Origin of the sequence: Pseudomonas sp. TKO26 (assembly GCF_003225665.1) — a bacterium.
GTDB lineage: Bacteria > Pseudomonadota > Gammaproteobacteria > Pseudomonadales > Pseudomonadaceae > Aquipseudomonas > Aquipseudomonas saponiphila.
Window position 1 is genome coordinate 178,278 of the sequence record NZ_QKLN01000008.1, and the last position, 16,214, is coordinate 194,491.

General features: G+C 61.1%; 12 protein-coding genes and 2 tRNA genes. 4 read left to right on the forward strand and 10 right to left on the reverse strand.

The annotated features are described in order from the left end of the window. Positions 1-13 precede the first annotated feature (13 nt). From DNK59_RS14465 to DNK59_RS14480, 4 genes are all read left to right on the forward strand, one after another. Positions 14-100, forward strand: a tRNA-Leu gene (locus DNK59_RS14465). A 165-nt stretch (positions 101-265) separates the two neighbouring features. Further along, a tRNA-Leu gene (locus DNK59_RS14470) sits at positions 266-352 on the forward strand. A 186-nt stretch (positions 353-538) separates the two neighbouring features. Further along, complete coding sequence (locus DNK59_RS14475; RefSeq protein WP_110723618.1) at positions 539-1,564, forward strand: extracellular solute-binding protein; 1,026 nt, start codon at positions 539-541, stop codon at positions 1,562-1,564. After that, positions 1,564-3,129, forward strand: coding sequence for an iron ABC transporter permease (locus DNK59_RS14480; protein ID WP_110723619.1), 1,566 nt, complete (start codon positions 1,564-1,566; stop codon positions 3,127-3,129). Before DNK59_RS14475 ends, DNK59_RS14480 begins: the two co-directional genes overlap by 1 nt. A 64-nt stretch (positions 3,130-3,193) precedes the next feature. On the opposite strand, the gene DNK59_RS14485 is transcribed toward DNK59_RS14480, so the two are convergent. The 10 genes from DNK59_RS14485 to DNK59_RS14530 form a co-directional block, all read right to left on the reverse strand. Then, positions 3,194-5,128, reverse strand: coding sequence for a methyl-accepting chemotaxis protein (locus DNK59_RS14485; RefSeq protein WP_092319088.1), 1,935 nt, complete (start codon positions 5,126-5,128; stop codon positions 3,194-3,196). 139 nt (positions 5,129-5,267) lie between these two features. Then, the gene (locus DNK59_RS14490) at positions 5,268-6,560 is read right to left on the reverse strand and encodes an adenylosuccinate synthase (protein WP_047283686.1); all 1,293 of its coding nucleotides are present in this window, start codon (positions 6,558-6,560) and stop codon (positions 5,268-5,270) included. Positions 6,561-6,614: 54 nt separating this feature from the next. Further along, on the reverse strand, positions 6,615-7,802 hold the full coding sequence (locus DNK59_RS14495) for an ATP phosphoribosyltransferase regulatory subunit (RefSeq protein ID WP_092319086.1): 1,188 nt from the start codon (positions 7,800-7,802) through the stop codon (positions 6,615-6,617). Between the two features lie 292 nt (positions 7,803-8,094). Continuing rightward, the gene (gene hflC, locus DNK59_RS14500) at positions 8,095-8,964 is read right to left on the reverse strand and encodes a protease modulator HflC (RefSeq protein ID WP_016965257.1); all 870 of its coding nucleotides are present in this window, start codon (positions 8,962-8,964) and stop codon (positions 8,095-8,097) included. Further along, positions 8,964-10,142, reverse strand: coding sequence for an FtsH protease activity modulator HflK (gene hflK / locus DNK59_RS14505; protein WP_047283685.1), 1,179 nt, complete (start codon positions 10,140-10,142; stop codon positions 8,964-8,966). The genes hflC and hflK overlap by 1 nt, the downstream gene beginning before the upstream one ends. 96 nt (positions 10,143-10,238) lie before the next feature. Next, positions 10,239-11,540, reverse strand: coding sequence for a ribosome rescue GTPase HflX (gene hflX / locus DNK59_RS14510; protein WP_060842327.1), 1,302 nt, complete (start codon positions 11,538-11,540; stop codon positions 10,239-10,241). A gap of 12 nt (positions 11,541-11,552) precedes the next feature. Next, positions 11,553-11,813 (reverse strand): RNA chaperone Hfq, encoded by a 261-nt coding sequence (hfq, locus tag DNK59_RS14515; RefSeq protein ID WP_007921378.1) that lies wholly within the window; start codon positions 11,811-11,813, stop codon positions 11,553-11,555. Positions 11,814-11,905: 92 nt separating this feature from the next. Next, entirely contained in the window at positions 11,906-12,877 is a 972-nt protein-coding gene (gene miaA / locus DNK59_RS14520; RefSeq protein ID WP_092319083.1) for a tRNA (adenosine(37)-N6)-dimethylallyltransferase MiaA, read from the reverse strand. Further along, on the reverse strand, positions 12,877-14,787 hold the full coding sequence (gene mutL / locus DNK59_RS14525; RefSeq protein ID WP_110723620.1) for a DNA mismatch repair endonuclease MutL: 1,911 nt from the start codon (positions 14,785-14,787) through the stop codon (positions 12,877-12,879). Before mutL ends, miaA begins: the two co-directional genes overlap by 1 nt. Further along, positions 14,784-16,211: an N-acetylmuramoyl-L-alanine amidase gene (locus DNK59_RS14530; protein ID WP_218281275.1), complete on the reverse strand. Its 1,428-nt coding sequence runs from the start codon at positions 16,209-16,211 to the stop codon at positions 14,784-14,786. Before DNK59_RS14530 ends, mutL begins: the two co-directional genes overlap by 4 nt. Between the last annotated feature and the right edge of the window lie 3 nt (positions 16,212-16,214).

Below are 16,214 nucleotides of genomic sequence, written 5' to 3' on the forward strand. Positions count from 1 at the left end.
CGTCAGCGATACTGCCCAGATGGTGAAATTGGTAGACACGCCAGCTTCAGGTGCTGGTGGCCGCAAGGCCGTGGAAGTTCGAGTCTTCTTCTGGGCACCAATTCAAGAGCTTGAGATTAGATCAGTTTCAAGGCTCAAACAAAAACCCGCGAAAGCGGGTTTTTGCATTCTAAGTGTTTGATTTAATAAATCCAAAACAGGGGTTTACAGATCAAAACACGATCCGTATAGTGCGCTCCATCGACACGGCGACGACGTCGATACTGCCCAGATGGTGAAATTGGTAGACACGCCAGCTTCAGGTGCTGGTGACCGCAAGGTCGTGGAAGTTCGAGTCTTCTTCTGGGCACCAATTCAAAACTTGAGAGCATCGCTTTCAAGTCTCACAAAAACCCGCGAAAGCGGGTTTTTGCGTTTCTGCCCCCTGCTATTTCCCCCGCCTCCTCACCTGCAGCACAACCCGCAAAGCGCACATGAGAAACAATATCGTTTATGATTGTTACAAGTTTTTGCGGCACAACAGTGAGGAAACCTGCGAATGATGTTCAGAAACACCCTCCTTTCAACATCCCTTCTGCGTGGCTTGACCATCACTTTGCTGGGACTGACCCTGGCATCTCCACTCACCCAGGCAGCCGATAAAATCTCCCTGACCCTGTACAACGGCCAGCACAAGGAAGTCGGCGACGCCGTCGCCAAGGCCTTCGAGGCCAAGACCGGAATTCACGTCAATGTGCGCAAAGGCAGCAGCAACCAGCTGGCCAGCCAAGTCGTCGAGGAAGGCGAGCGCTCTCCAGCCGACGTCATCTATACCGAAGAGTCCCCACCCCTGAACAAACTCGGCGAACAAGGCCTGCTGGCCCAGACCGACGCTGCAACCCTGGCCGTGCTGCCCAGGGAATACGTGGCCGGCAACGGCACCTGGATCGGTGTCACGGCACGGGTAAGGGTGGTGGCCTTCAACCCTAAACTGATCGACGAGAAAGACCTGCCCAAATCAGTGCTGGAATTCTCCCAACCGCAATGGCAAGGCAAGGTCGGCTTCGTACCGACCAGCGGCGCCTTCCAGGAACAGGCCGTAGCCATCATCAAGCTGCATGGCATGGACGCTGCCGAGGAGTGGCTGACCGGGCTGCGAGCCTTCGGCAAGGTCTACAGCAACAACATGGTGGCACTGAAAGCCGTGGAGAACGGCGAAGTCGCCACGGTTCTGGTGAACAACTATTACTGGTTCGCCCTACAGCGGGAAAAAGGCCAGCTGGACTCCAAACTGCACTACTTTACCGACGGCGACGTCGGCGGCCTGATCACCGTATCCAGCGCCGCGGTGCTCAAGTCCAGCAAGCACCCCAAAGAAGCCCAGCAACTACTCGCCTACATGGCCAGCGAAGAAGGTCAGCGAGTGATCACCCAGACCACCGCCGAATACCCACTGCATAAAGGCATGGAATCGGATCGCGGCCTCAAGCCCTTCAGCGAATTGCAGGCGCCCAAGGTGACCCCGGCCGACCTGGGCAACGCCGAGCAAGCCCTGGACCTGGAACGCGACGTCGGCCTGAATTGATGAACCCATCGCCGTCTTCCCTCGCCTCACCCGCGCCTTACGTACCGAGGCGCAAGCGGCCCTCGATCTGGTTGCTACTGCCCGTCCTGCTGCTGGTCTGCCTGAGCCTGCTACCGCTGCTCTATGTCGGGCTCAAGGCCTGGCAGGCCGGCTGGACGGAAGCCTTGCACCTGCTATGGCGCCCCTACGTATTGCGCCTGCTGAGCAACACCCTACTGCTGATGCTCGGAGTGACAGCCGCCTGCGCCGCGATCGGCCTATCCCTGGCGTGGTTGCTTGAGCGCAGCGACCTGCCGGGGCGACGAATCTGGGGCGTGGTGCTGTGCCTGCCCTTCGCCGTACCGGCTTTTGTCAGCAGCTTTACATGGGTGTCCCTGAGCTCCGGATTCGAAGGACTGGGCGGCGCGATCCTGGTGATGACACTGTCCAAGTACCCACTGGTGTTCCTCCCGGTGGCTGCCACCCTGCGCAATCTCGACCCGGCCCTTGAGGAATCGGCGCGAACCCTGGGACAAAATCGCTGGGGTGTATTCCGCAAGATCACCCTGCCCCTGCTCTGGCCCTCACTGCTGGCCGGATCGCTGCTGATCGCCCTGCACATGCTGGTGGAATTCGGCGCCCTGTCGATCATTGGCCTGCAAACCTTCACCACGGCGATCTATCAGCAATTCGAGCTGGAATTCAGCAACGCCAACGCCGCCATGCTTTCAGCCGTGCTGCTGGCGCTGTGCCTGATTCTGCTGGGCCTGGAACTGCGAGCCCGCGGCAAGGGTCGCCATGTGCGCACCGGCCAGGGCGCAGCACGACATGCCGAACAAGTGCGACTGGGGCGCTGGTCCGCCGGGGGACAAATCTACTGCCTGCTGCTGACCGTGATCGGCAGCGGCATCCCCCTGGGCATGCTCGCCTACTGGCTTGCGGTGGGTTCATCGGCCGCTTTTCCGGTTGCCGCCATCAGCGAGGCGCTGCTGTGCTCCCTGGCACTGTCGCTGGGTGGTGCCGGTCTGTGCCTGATGCTGGCAGTGCCAGTAGGCCTGCTGGTGGTGCGCTTCAAGGGACCGCTGGCGCTCTGGGCCGAACGCCTGCCCTACCTGCTGCACGCCCTGCCAGGACTGGTGATCGCCCTGACCCTGGTGTATTTCGCCTTGCACTATGTGCCGGCGCTGTATCAAACCTCGGCGCTGCTTCTGATCGCCTATGCCTTGCTGTTCCTGCCCCTGGCCCAGGCGCCGATCCGCACAGCACTGAACAAGGCAGCACCGCAGTTGGAAGAGGCCGCCAGAACCCTGGGCGCTTCGTCGTTCAGCGCCTTCTGCCGGGTGACCCTGCCGATCATCTTTCCTGCGTTGGGTGCGGCGTTCGCCCTGGTGTTTCTGGATGCAATGAAGGAGCTGACCGCAACCCTCCTGCTCAGCCCGACAGGCTTGAACACGCTGGCCACGGAAGTCTGGGCGCATACGGCGAATGTGGAATTTGCGGCGGCGGCACCCTATGCGGCGCTGTTGATTCTGGTGTCGGGGCTGCCGGTCTATCTGTTGACGACGCGGATGTATTTGAGTCGCTGAGAAGGGTTTCGCCAGCAAGCCGACTCCTACGAAACGCTGTAGGAGCCGGCCGGCCAGCAAAACATCAGGCGCGGAACTGCCCGAGACTGGCCTTGAGCTGCGCCGCCAGGCTGTCCAGCACCTTGCCACTGGCCGTGGTTTCCACCACCGCCTGGGCCGCCCGCTCGGCCTGGGCATGGATGGTTTCCACTCGCCCGCGTACCGCCTGCGCACCCTGAGCCTGATGAGCCGCGGCCTGGGTGGCCAAGCCAATGGCGGCATGCACCTGCTCGACCGAAGACTGCACCGTCTGCTGCAGGCGGACACTGTCACGCAGCACCAGCAAACCCTCGCTGGCCTGACGACCAGCCTGACCAATGGCCGCCACCGCCTCCCGCGCACCCTGTTGCAAGGCACCGATATGAGCCTGGATGTCGCCAGTGGAACTCTGGGTCTTGCTGGCCAGGGCTCGCACCTCATCCGCCACTACGGCAAACCCGCGCCCGGTTTCACCGGCGCGGGCCGCTTCGATCGCCGCATTCAGCGCCAGCAGGTTGGTCTGTTCGGCAATGCCATGAATCACCGTCAGCACCACCTCGATCTGCTCGCTCTGCTGAGCCAGGCGCTCGATCACCTTGGCCCCGGTATCCACCTGCCCGGCCAAGGCCTCGATGAGGTTACCGACCTGCTCCGAGGTACGGGTGTTCTCGTCAGTGGCCTGACGAATCTCCACCACCTGCTGCAGCGCCGCCTGCATCGCCTGGCTTTCCGCCTGGGCTTCATCAGCCATCTGCGACAGCGCCCGCAGGCTTTCCGCCACCTCGTCGCGCTGCGCTTCGGCCGCCGCATCCGCCCCGGCATTGCGCAGGCTCATGGCGCCGATCTCCACACCAGTACGCTGCGCCACATCCCCCGCCTCACGCACGATGGGCTGCAACTTATCCACAAAGCGATTCACCGCCGAGGCCATGTCGCCGATCTCATCATTGCTGTTGAGCGGCACACGCTTGGTCAGGTCCCCCTCACCTGCTGCCAGGTCATCGAGGGCGGAAATCAACAGATGCAACTTGTTCACCACACGCCGCCCCAGCACCACCGCCAGCAACAGCAGCAGGGCCAGCCCCACCAGCGCCAGGCCCACACCAATCTGCCAGCGCAGCGTCGCTGCCGCCTCTTGCACCGTGCTGGCGGTATTGGCCTGCATCTGCGCGGCAGTGGCCTGGGCCGACTGCAAGCGTGAACGCATGGCCGCCGAACTGTCGGCAGAGGCGCCTTTGAGACTGTCGCCAACCAACTGGTCGCTGTTGGCAATCAATGCCCCAAAACGCTGATCCAGGGCGGCAATATCCGCTTCCACAGAAGCCGTGGACACCCCCATCAGCACCTTACCGATCTCGACCCCATTGGGGTTGATCGACGCCTCCAGGTAGTAGACCGAAGGATCGTTCTTGGCCGCGTCCAGCACCTTGTCCAAGGCCCGATCACCCTTGCCCTTCTCCAGCAGGGCCTTGTTGATCGGATTCTCGCGATTCAGGTAACGAGTCAGGTGTTCACCCGCCGCATCGTCATAAACCACGAACAACACGTTGGGATTACGCTGAGCACGTCGTGCGAACTCGGACAAAGTCGGCACATCGCTGTCCCACATGGCACGCGGTGCCACGGAAGCCAGCAACTGAGCCATGTCATTGGCGGAGTCCTTCAGGTCCTTTTCCAGGGCCGCACGCAGTTGCACCTGCTCTTCCTTGAGCCGGGAAGACAGGCCCGCTGTCAGACGCTGACGGGTATTGCTGGACAGGCTTTCCAGGCTGGAAGTGACTTCCTTGCCTGCCTGCTCGAGCTCACCAGACAACTTCTGGCTATCGACACCCAAACGCGAAGCAAGATCGGCCTCCAGGGCAGTCACCGTGCTCCGAGTCAGGGCAACAGCGAGCACTACCTGCACCAAAAGGGCGATACCGAGAGTAACGAACACAGGCCGCAGTAAACGGCTTTGTAACAGTGAGAGAACGGCCGACACAGGAAATCCCTCTACTTTTGACGCCATTATTCTGATGGCACTCTAGAAGTGGATTTCACAGCAAGGGTCGTGCCGCGCGGCGTGCAGAAACGACAAAGGGCCCAATCAAGGGCCCTTTGGTTTTCACATCAACGACTTATCAAGCGAACGGATGGCGCAGAACGATGGTTTCGTTGCGGTCCGGACCTGTCGAAATAATGTCGATCGGCGCGCCGACCAACTCTTCGATGCGCTTGATGTAGGCCTGGGCGGCGGCAGGCAGCTCTTCCAGGGTCTTGGCACCCAGGGTCGATTCGCTCCAGCCCGGCATCTGCTCGTACACCGGCTCCAGGCCGATGTAGCTGTCGGCGTCGGTCGGCGCGTCGATGACCGCACCATCCTGGTTCTTATAGCCGACACAGATGTTGATGGTTTCCAGGCCGTCCAGCACGTCCAGCTTGGTCAGGCACAGGCCCGAGATGCTGTTGACGTCGATGGCGCGACGCAGGATCACGGCGTCGAACCAGCCGCAACGACGAGCACGACCGGTAGTAGCGCCGAACTCGTGACCACGCTTGGCCAGGAAAGCGCCAACGTCATCGAACAGTTCAGTCGGGAAAGGACCGGAACCCACGCGAGTGGTGTAGGCCTTGGTGATGCCCAGGATGTAGTCCAGGTACATCGGGCCCACGCCCGAACCGGTGGCGATGCCGCCGGCGGTGGTGTTGGAGCTGGTGACGTACGGGTAGGTACCGTGGTCGATGTCCAGCAGCGAGCCCTGGGCACCTTCGAACATGATGTCCTTGCCAGCGCGGCGCAGCTGGTGCAACTCGGCGGTGACGTCGAGCATCATCGGCTTGAGCAGCTCGGCGTACTCCATGCATTCATCCAGTGTCTTCTGGAAGTCGATGGCCGGCTCTTTGTAGTAATTCACCAGGACGAAGTTGTGATAGTCCAGCAACTCGCCCAGCTTGGCGGCGAAACGCTCGCGGTGGAACAGATCACCGATGCGCAGCCCGCGACGGGCAACCTTGTCTTCGTAAGCCGGGCCGATGCCGCGACCGGTGGTGCCGATCTTCTGCTCGCCACGAGCCTTCTCGCGAGCCTGGTCCAGGGCCACGTGGTAGGACAGGATCAGCGGGCAGGAAGGACTGATGCGCAGGCGCTCGCGCACCGGCACGCCTTTCTCTTCCAGCTTGACGATTTCACGCATCAAGGCGTCCGGTGCTACCACCACGCCGTTGCCGATCAGGCACTGCACGCCTTCGCGCAGCACGCCGGACGGAATCAGGTGCAGCACGGTCTTCTCACCGTCGATCACCAGGGTGTGGCCAGCGTTGTGGCCACCTTGGTAGCGCACTACGGCGGCGGCATGTTCGGTCAGCAGATCAACGATCTTGCCTTTGCCCTCATCACCCCACTGGGTGCCCAGGACTACGACATTCTTACCCATAACACTTGTCCTCATTCGCGCAAACTTGGTGCCGGCAGCCGCCGGCAGGAAAACTCAAGAAGCCAGCGGCAATACTTGCCAAAGCCCATTCTGCTGAATCAATTGCCGGTCGCAGTCCGCTTCACGGGCGGCGGCCAAAGGTTGTCCAGGCAAGGCCTGAACCACACGCTGACCCTCACTGCGCAACTGGCAGACGGTCTGCCAGAGTGCCGCGTCAGTGCTGTCAGGCATCCAGATACCGCCAGACGGTAGCTCGACTTCAGCACGCCCCAGGGTCACCAGGGTCTTCAAATCGGTGGAGAAACCGGTCGCCGGACGGGCACGTCCGAAGTCCGCGCCGATGTCATCGTAACGACCGCCCTGGGCAATGGATTGCCCCACGCCCGGCACGAACACCGCGAACACCACGCCGGTGTGGTAGTGGTAGCCGCGCAACTCGCCCAGGTCGAAATACAGCGGCAAGTCCGGGAATCGCACGGACAGGCGCTCGGCGATGGTCAGCAATTCATCCAGCGCCAACAGCACCGAAGTCGGTGCACCAGCCAGGCGACGGCGTGCATCACCCAGCACTTCGCGACTGCCGCACAGGTCCACCAGGGAACGCAGCATATCGGCCAGATCGGCCGGCAGGCCCTGGGTCAGGCTGATGACTTCATCAATCGCCTTGCGCTGCAGGGCATCGAACAATTGCTGCTCTACGGCACCGGACAGACCGGCAGCCTGAGCCAGGCCACGGTAGATACCCACATGCCCCAGATCCATGTGCACATCAGGCACATCGGCCAGTTGCAGCATGGCCAGCATCAGGCTGATGACCTCGACGTCGCTACTTGGGCTGGCATCGCCGTACAACTCGGCGCCCAGTTGGATCGGGCTGCGCGAGGACGACAAGGCTCGGGGCTGCGCATGCAGCACGCTGCCGGCGTAACACAGGCGGCTCGGCCCTTCGCGGCGCAGAGTGTGAGCATCGATACGCGCCACCTGTGGCGTGATGTCGGCACGGAACCCCATCTGCCGACCCGATTGCGGGTCGATGACCTTGAAGGTACGCAGATCCAGGTCCTGGCCAGCGCCCGTCAACAGGGATTCCAGGTATTCGATATGGGGAGTAACGACGAACTCGTAACCCCAGCTCTGAAACAGATCCAACACCTGACGACGCGCTACTTCAATGCGCGCCGCTTCCGGCGGCAATACTTCTTCGATGCCATCTGGCAGCAGCCAGCGGTCTACCGTTGCCATTACGCCATTCCCCTATGGTCCGGGCGGCAAGCCTGGGGCCAGCCTTAGAGTGAAGCAGAAAACAGTCGCATCCGACGCGAGCTCAGCCGGACAGGCAGCCAGAAATCAGCTGTAAGGACCATTTTCCTCGAAAAATCTTACCGGGCTCTTGAACGAACCACGGCCAATCAAAGATGCAGACGCAAAAAAGCCGGGAATTTCCCGGCTGCCGCATCATACACCCGTTTTCCCAAAGGATCACCCCGCGAGGCATTTTAGCCGCCCGGCGGGGTGTTCCCGGATCAGGGCCTGATCAAGGCTTGGATTTTTCCAGATAGTGGAAAAAGTCGCTGCTTGGGTCCAGGACCATGACGTCGGATTTGTTCGCGAAGCTTTCGCGGTAGGCACGCAGGCTACGATAGAACGCGTAGAACTCCTGATCCTGACCGTAGGCCTTGGCATAGATCGCCGCCGCCTGGGCATCGCCATCACCGCGCACCTCTTCAGACTCGCGATAGGCTTCAGCCAGCAACACACGCCGCTGACGATCAGCGTCGGCACGAATGCCTTCCGCCAGCTCGTTACCCTTGGCCCGGTGCTCGCGAGCCTCACGCTCACGCTCGGTGCTCATGCGCTCGAACACGCTGCGGTTCACTTCCTTCGGCAGATCGATCGCCTTGACCCGGACATCGACTACCTCGATACCCAGTTCCTTCTCGGCCATCTTGTTCAGCGAAGCGGTGATATCCGCCATCAGCGCGTCACGCTCGCCGGAAACCACTTCATGCAGGGTGCGCTTACCAAACTGGTCACGCAGGCCCGATTCCAGACGACGAGAAAGACGCTCGTCGGCGATCTGCTTGAGGCCGGATGTGGCGGTGTAGAAGCGCTCGGCATCCTTGACCCGCCACTTGGCGTAGGCATCCACCATCACGGCTTTCTTTTCCAGAGTCAGGAAGCGCTGCGTCGGTGCATCCAGGGTCATCAGGCGCGCGTCGAACTTACGCACCTGGTTCACATAGGGCACTTTCACATGCAGGCCAGGCTGGACATCGGCCTGGACCACACGACCGAACTGCAGCAACACCGCACGCTCGGTCTGAGCAACGATGTAGAAGCTGTTCCAGGCAACCACCGCCACGACAACACCCACGATCAGGGCGATCAGCGATTTATTGCTCATCAGCGACTCTCCCTAGAACGCGTCTGCTGCTGTTGCTGCATATGATCAGCCGCAGCGCGCGCGTTCGCTTCATTGCTGGCCGCGGAAGCCGAGCCCGTTACCGGAGCAGCGCCGCTACGACCACTGTCGATCATCTTGTCCAGCGGCAGGTAGAGCAGGTTGTTCTGCCCACCCTTGCTGCCGGTCACCAACACCTTGCTGGTGTTGCTGAAGACTTCCTGCATGGTGTCCAGGTACAGGCGCTGACGTGTGACTTCAGGAGCCTTGCGGTACTCGGCAACCAGCTTGGTGAAGCGATCGGCCTCACCCTTGGCCCGAGAAACCACTTCATCGCGATAACCGTTGGCATCCTCGAGGATGCGCTGAGCCTGACCACGAGCCTCCGGCACTACGCCGTTGGCATAGGTTTCAGCCTGGTTGCGCGAGCGCTGTTCATCTTCACGGGCACGGATCACGTCGTCGAAGGCTTCCTGCACTTCACGCGGTGCAGCTGCGCTCTGTACGTTCACCTGAGTCACGGTGATACCGGTGCGGTAGTTGTCGAGGAAACGTTGCAGACGCTCCTTGATCTCGCTGGCCATCAATTCACGGCCTTCCGTCAGCACCTGGTCCATGGCGGTCGAACCCACCACGTGGCGCAGGGCGCTGTCGGTCGCATGCTGCAGGCTGATTTCCGGCTGATCCACATTCAGCACGAAGTCCTGCAGATTGCTGATCTTGTACTGCACGGTCAGCGGCACTTCGACGATGTTCTCGTCCTCGGTGAGCATCTGCCCTTGCTTGGTATAGGCACGCTCGCGCGTGACGTTTTCCATGTACTTGCGATCGATCGGCGGGAAGTAGATGTTCAGACCCGGGCCAACGGTTTCGTAGTATTTGCCGAAGCGCAGTACCACGGCCTGCTCCTGCTCATCGACTACATAAACCGCGCTGTACAGCCACACGGCCGCCAGCACGACAAGACCAATACCCAGCAAGCCGAAACCACCGCCCTTGCCGGAGCTACCGCCGTCATCACCACGTTTCTTACCACCACCGAACAACCCATTCAGGCTTTCCTGCAGCTTACGGAAGGCCTCGTCGAGATCTGGTGGCCCCTTGCGATCGCCATTATTGCGGCGCTTACCACCCCAAGGGTCCTGATTATTCGAGTTGCCACCCGGCTCATTCCAAGCCATAGCGCTCTCCATCTGATAAAGCAAAGACGCACCCACGGCGCGCCGACCAATGCTACAGAATGCCTGCTACAGCGGCACAACCGCTTGCCCAGGCTTTTATTGCAAAGTGTGTTGCTCGATGAATTCCGACGGCTGCAAACCTTCGCGACTGACCAGCCGGTTCAACTCGGCCCGCGGCAGGCGAACGGCCAGCAAACTGACACCCTCGTCGTCGTGATCTTCTTTCTGCACAGCGTTCAACTGGAAAAACTGTGCTCGCAGTCGAGCAAAACGTTGAGGCAAGCGCAAGGTGCCCACGAACAAATCTTCACCCAGCAGTTCCGCGATGGCCTGCTTGAGCAGATCCAGCCCCTGGCCGTCACGGGCCGACAACCAGACTCGCTGCGGCTTGCCGTCCGGATCGCGCTGGATCTGCGGCTCCACACCCTCGAGCAAATCGAGTTTGTTATAGACCTCCAGGATCGGCAAGTCTTGAGCCCCGATCTCGCCCAGCACCACCATCACCTGCTCGATCTGGGCAGTACGCTCGGGCTCATGCGCATCGATCACATGCAGCAGCAGGTCGGAGTTGCTGGACTCTTCGAGGGTAGCTCGAAATGCCTCCACCAGCTTATGCGGCAGGTGACGAATGAATCCCACGGTATCGGCCAATACAATCGGCCCCAGATCATCCAGCTCCAGGCGGCGCAACGTCGGATCGAGGGTAGCGAACAGCTGGTCGGCGGCGAACACATCGGAGGCGGTGACAGCATTGAACAACGTGGACTTGCCAGCGTTGGTATAGCCCACCAGCGACACCGAAGGAATGTCGGCACGCTTGCGGCCACGGCGGGCCTGTTCACGTTGACTGCGAACCTTTTCCAGGCGTGCCTTGATCTGCCGCAGACGCACTCGCAGCAGGCGCCGGTCGGTTTCCAACTGGGTTTCACCCGGACCGCGCAGACCGATACCGCCCTTCTGCCGTTCAAGGTGAGTCCAGCCACGGACCAGCCGCGTGCTCATGTGCTCAAGCTGGGCCAGTTCAACCTGAAGCTTGCCTTCATGGGTGCGCGCACGCTGAGCGAAGATATCGAGAATCAGACCCGTGCGGTCAATCACGCGACACTCGAATACACGTTCGAGGTTACGTTCCTGACTGGGCGTGAGGATGTGATTGAAAATAACCAGGTCTACCTGTTCGGCTTTGACCAGGTCGCGCAATTCCTCGACCTTGCCGCTGCCAACCAGGTATTTGGCGGTTGGCCGATGACGCGGCACGCTAACAAACGCGACGGTCTCGGCGCCGGCCGATAATGCCAGCTCCTGAAACTCCTGCGGATCTTCGCGCGCCTCAGGGTCCTGACCATCCAAGTGAACGAGAATGGCCCGTTCACCACCACCGTGGCGCTCAAAGAACAAAGGAGACTCCTATCAGGCGTTACCTGGCTCAGCGTCACCCTGTTCGGATTCGGATGCGCTAGGCAGACGAATTGGGCGAACCGGAACCACTGTAGAGATAGCGTGCTTGTAAACCATTTGGCTGACGGTGTTTTTCAGCAGGATGACGAACTGGTCAAAGGACTCGATCGTGCCTTGCAGTTTGATTCCGTTAACCAGATAGATGGATACCCCAACTTTCTCTTTACGCAATGTATTCAAGTAAGGGTCTTGTAGCGAATGCCCTTTTGACATGTGCCGCACTCCTTTAAGGATCAATAATAAAAATCGGAAAACAGATAGCTAAAACCGTCACACCCCCAAGGATAGACGGCAATTGCAAGGACTCAGCTCAATATGGAGATCGTCCCTAAGTATTTCAAGGCGCGTGGCAGATTGTCGCAATCCAGGCTGTCCAACCATTGCAGGTCAGCCCAACTGCGTAACCAGGTGAACTGCCGCTTCGCCAATTGGCGCGTGGCAATGATGCCCCGCTCCTGCATTTCGGCTGACGTCAGTTTGCCATCCAGGTAATCCCAGACTTGGCGGTAGCCCACAGCACGTATAGACGGTAACCCGGCGTGCAGGTCACTTCTGGAGCGCAGAGCTACGACCTCATCAATGAATCCCTGTTCCAACATTTGTGTGAATCTTTGTGCAATACGCTGGTGCAGTACCTGACGATTCGCCGGAGCGATGGCCAGATTGGCGACAGTATAGGGCAATTGACCGCCTCCCGATGCGCCTGCTTCAGTACTTTGCGCCAATTGACGCTGACGATGAGCGGTCATCGTCAGCCCACTGACCCGATAGACTTCCAGTGCCCGAGTCAGACGCTGGGGATCATTTGGATGGATCCTCGCGGCCGACTCCGGATCCACCGCAGCCAACTGATCATGCAGTGCCTGCCACCCCAGGCGCTGAGCCTCTTCTTCAAGCTCGGCACGTACCTGCAAGTCCGCCGGCGGCATGTCCGCCAGGCCTTCCAGCAGCGCCTTGTAGTACAGCATGGTGCCGCCCACCAGCAGCGGAATCTTGCCCCGCGCGGTGATATCGGCCATCGCCGCCAGAGCATCGGTACGAAAGTCCGCCGCTGAATAGCTTTCTGCGGGATCGAGAATGTCGATCAGACGATGGGGATATTGCGCCAGCAATTCCCTGGAAGGCTTGGCGGTGCCGATGTCCATGCCGCGATAGACCAGCGCCGAGTCGACACTGATCAACTCGCAAGGCAGCACCTTGCTCAGCTCGATGGCCAAGTCGGTCTTGCCCGCAGCGGTCGGGCCCATGAGGAAAATCGCTGGAGGAAGCTGAGTCATCAACGGCCGCGCAGAAAGAGTTTGTCCAAATCGTCCAGACCCAATTGAGTCCAGGTCGGTCGACCATGATTGCACTGACCACTGCGCTCGGTATTTTCCATATCCCGCAGCAAGCCGTTCATCTCCGCCACGGCCAGACGCCGATTGGCACGGATCGCGCCATGGCAGGCCATGGTGCCGAGCAGCTCATTGAGATGGGCCTGGATCCGGTCGCTGGTGCCGTATTCCATCAGGTCCGCCAGCACGTCGTGCACCAGGCGATTGGCTTCCGCCTGTTTCAACAATGCCGGGATCTGCCGAATGGCCAGGGACTCAGGCCCCAGACGCTGCAGCTCGAAGCCCAGTCGCTGGAACCAGGCGGCATGTTCTTCCGCGCAATCGGCTTCACGCTGGCTGACGGCAATCGACTCCGGCACCAACAGCGGCTGGCCACTCAGGCCTTCGCTGGCCATGGCCACCTTCAAGCGCTCGTACATGATCCGTTCATGGGCCGCGTGCATATCCACCAACACCAGGCCCAGTGCATTCTCCGCAAGAATATAGATGCCCTTGAGCTGGGCCAGGGCGTAGCCCAGAGGCGGAATGTCCTCCTGCCCTTCCGGCAGGGTGGTGGCCGACGCACCGGGCAGCGGGGCAAAAAATTCGCGATAGACGCCCTGGGCTTCCGCCGCCGGTAATACCGGCTGGGGACGCGGGGTGTACTGATACTGATAGCCGCTGCCGGCCCCCGTGCCCGGCGCGCTGAGGCCGGGCGGGGATTGCTGCGGCTCCAGAGCGAGATTCGCGGCCAGGCGCATTTCGCCCTGAGGCCCGAACTCACCAGCCTCAAGGCCTGTAGGCCGGACGATACCGGCGACCGCTGCCGGCGCCGCCAACTGATCTTCAGGGCGTACATCGCCAAGGGCCCGGTGCAAAGTGCCATAGAGGAAGTCATGCACCATGCGCCCATCACGAAAGCGCACTTCGTGCTTGGTCGGGTGCACGTTGACATCGACCACCGACGGATCGACCTCGAAAAACAGCACAAACGTCGGATGCCGGCCGTTGAACAGCACATCACGATAGGCTTGGCGCACCGCGTGGGCCACCAGTTTGTCGCGCACCGCACGACCGTTGACGTAGAAATACTGCAAGTCCGCCTGACTGCGGGAGAACGTCGGCAACCCTACCCAGCCCCATAGATGCAGGCCATTGCGTTCAACCTCGATGGGCAGCGCCTGCTCCAGGAAGCCCGAACCGCAAACCGCCGCCACACGCCGGGCGCGAGCCGCGTCGTCCTTGGCTTCGTGCAGGCTGAGGATGCTCTTACCGTTGTGGCGCAAGTGGAAAGCCACATCGAAGCGCGCCAGGGCCAGACGCTTGATCACTTCCTGCAGGTGATCGAACTCGGTTTTTTCAGCCTTGAGGAACTTGCGCCGGGCCGGTGTATTGAAGAACAGGTCGCGCACTTCCACCGAAGTACCCACCGGATGGGCCGCCGGCTGAACTCGCGGCGCCATGTCCCGGCCTTCGGTTTCCACTTGCCACGCCTGCTCGGCGTCCCGGGTCCGCGACGTCAGGGTCAGGCGCGCCACGGAACTGATGGAGGCCAGGGCCTCACCCCGGAACCCCAGGCTCATCACCCGCTCCAGGTCTTCCAGGTCGCGGATCTTGCTGGTGGCGTGCCGCGCCAGAGCCAACGGCAAATCGTCGGAAGAGATGCCGCTACCGTCGTCGCGGACCCGCAACAGCTTGACCCCAGCCTGCTCGACATCCACATCGATACGCTTGGCACCAGAGTCCAGACTGTTTTCCAAGAGTTCCTTGATCACCGAGGCAGGACGCTCGACAACCTCGCCTGCAGCAATCTGGTTGGCCAGCCGCGGGCTGAGCAGCTCGATTCGCGCGCCGCTGATTACCGAATCATTCATTCCTTGGCCGCCAATTCTGTACCGGGGATGGTCAAGACCTGCCCCACTTTCAACTCATCGCTTTTCAGATTGTTGGCACTGCGCAGGCTGGCCGCCGACACCTGATAGCGCACGGCGATCATGGCCAGGGTTTCTCCCGGGCTGACCCGGTGATCACGAGGCCCCTGGGCGATCTTGCCGGAGTCCCGCAGCCAGGCAATGTAAGTGCCCGGTGGCGGGTTCTGCTGGAAGAACTGCCGCACGCCGCTGCTGATGGAGCGTGCCAAGGCCTGCTGATGGCTGGCGGTGGCCAGCTTCGAAGCTTCGTTGGAGTTGGAGATAAAGCCGGTTTCCACCAGGATCGATGGAATATCCGGTGACTTGAGCACCATGAACCCCGCCTGCTCCACCCGCTGCTTGTGCAACGGCGTAACCCGGCCAATGTTGTTCAGGACTTTCTGCCCGACATTCAGACTCGAAGTCAGCGACGCGGTCATCGACAGGTCGAGCAGCACCCCGGCCAGCATGCGGTCCTTGTCATCGAGGCTGACGTTGCCAGCCCCGCCGATCAGGTCGGAACGGTTTTCACTGTCCGCCAGCCAGCGGGCGGTTTCCGAAGTGGCGCCGCGTTCGGACAAAGCGAACACAGAAGCACCAAAGGCTGCAGCCGAAGGCGCGGCGTCAGCATGAATCGAGACGAACAGGTCAGCGCCCTTCTTCCGCGCGATCTCAGTACGACCACGCAACGGGATGAAATAGTCGCCAGTCCGGGTCAGCTCGGCGCGGAAGCCCTTGAGGCCATTGATCTGACGCTGCAACTCGCGGGCGATGGCCAGCACCACATCCTTCTCGTGCTGGCCACGAGAGCCGGACGCACCCGGGTCTTCACCGCCGTGACCGGCATCGATCACCACGATGATGTCGCGCTTGCCAGCTGGCGCCGGAGGCAGCTTGATCGCCGGCTCAGCAGGCGTGACAGGCACGGCGGGCACAGTGGTCACTGTCGGTGGCGGAGCCGCAGGTGCCGCCACGTCGGATGGGTTGTCGAACAGGTCGACCACCAGGCGATTGCCGTACTGCGCGTTGGGCGCCAGGGTGAAGCTTTTCGGCGTGACGGCCTTTTTCAGGTCGATGACCACCCGCAAATCGCTGGGGGTGCGCTGCGCCGAACGCATGGCAGTAATAGGAGTGTTGGCCGTGGCGACGTTCAGCGGGCCGCCGAGGGTCGCACCATTGATATCAATTACCAGACGATCCGGGGCCGTCAGGGTAAAGACGCTGTGCTGAACCGGACCGGACAGGTCGAAGACCAGTCGCGTGTTGTCCGGGGCCCGCCACAAGCGGACGCTGCGAACCTGTGTAGCGGCCACAGCATCGACGGCCAATGCCGTAAGCAACAGTCCTACGACAGCAACCAACGCGCGAATGCGCATACCTAACCCCATCAA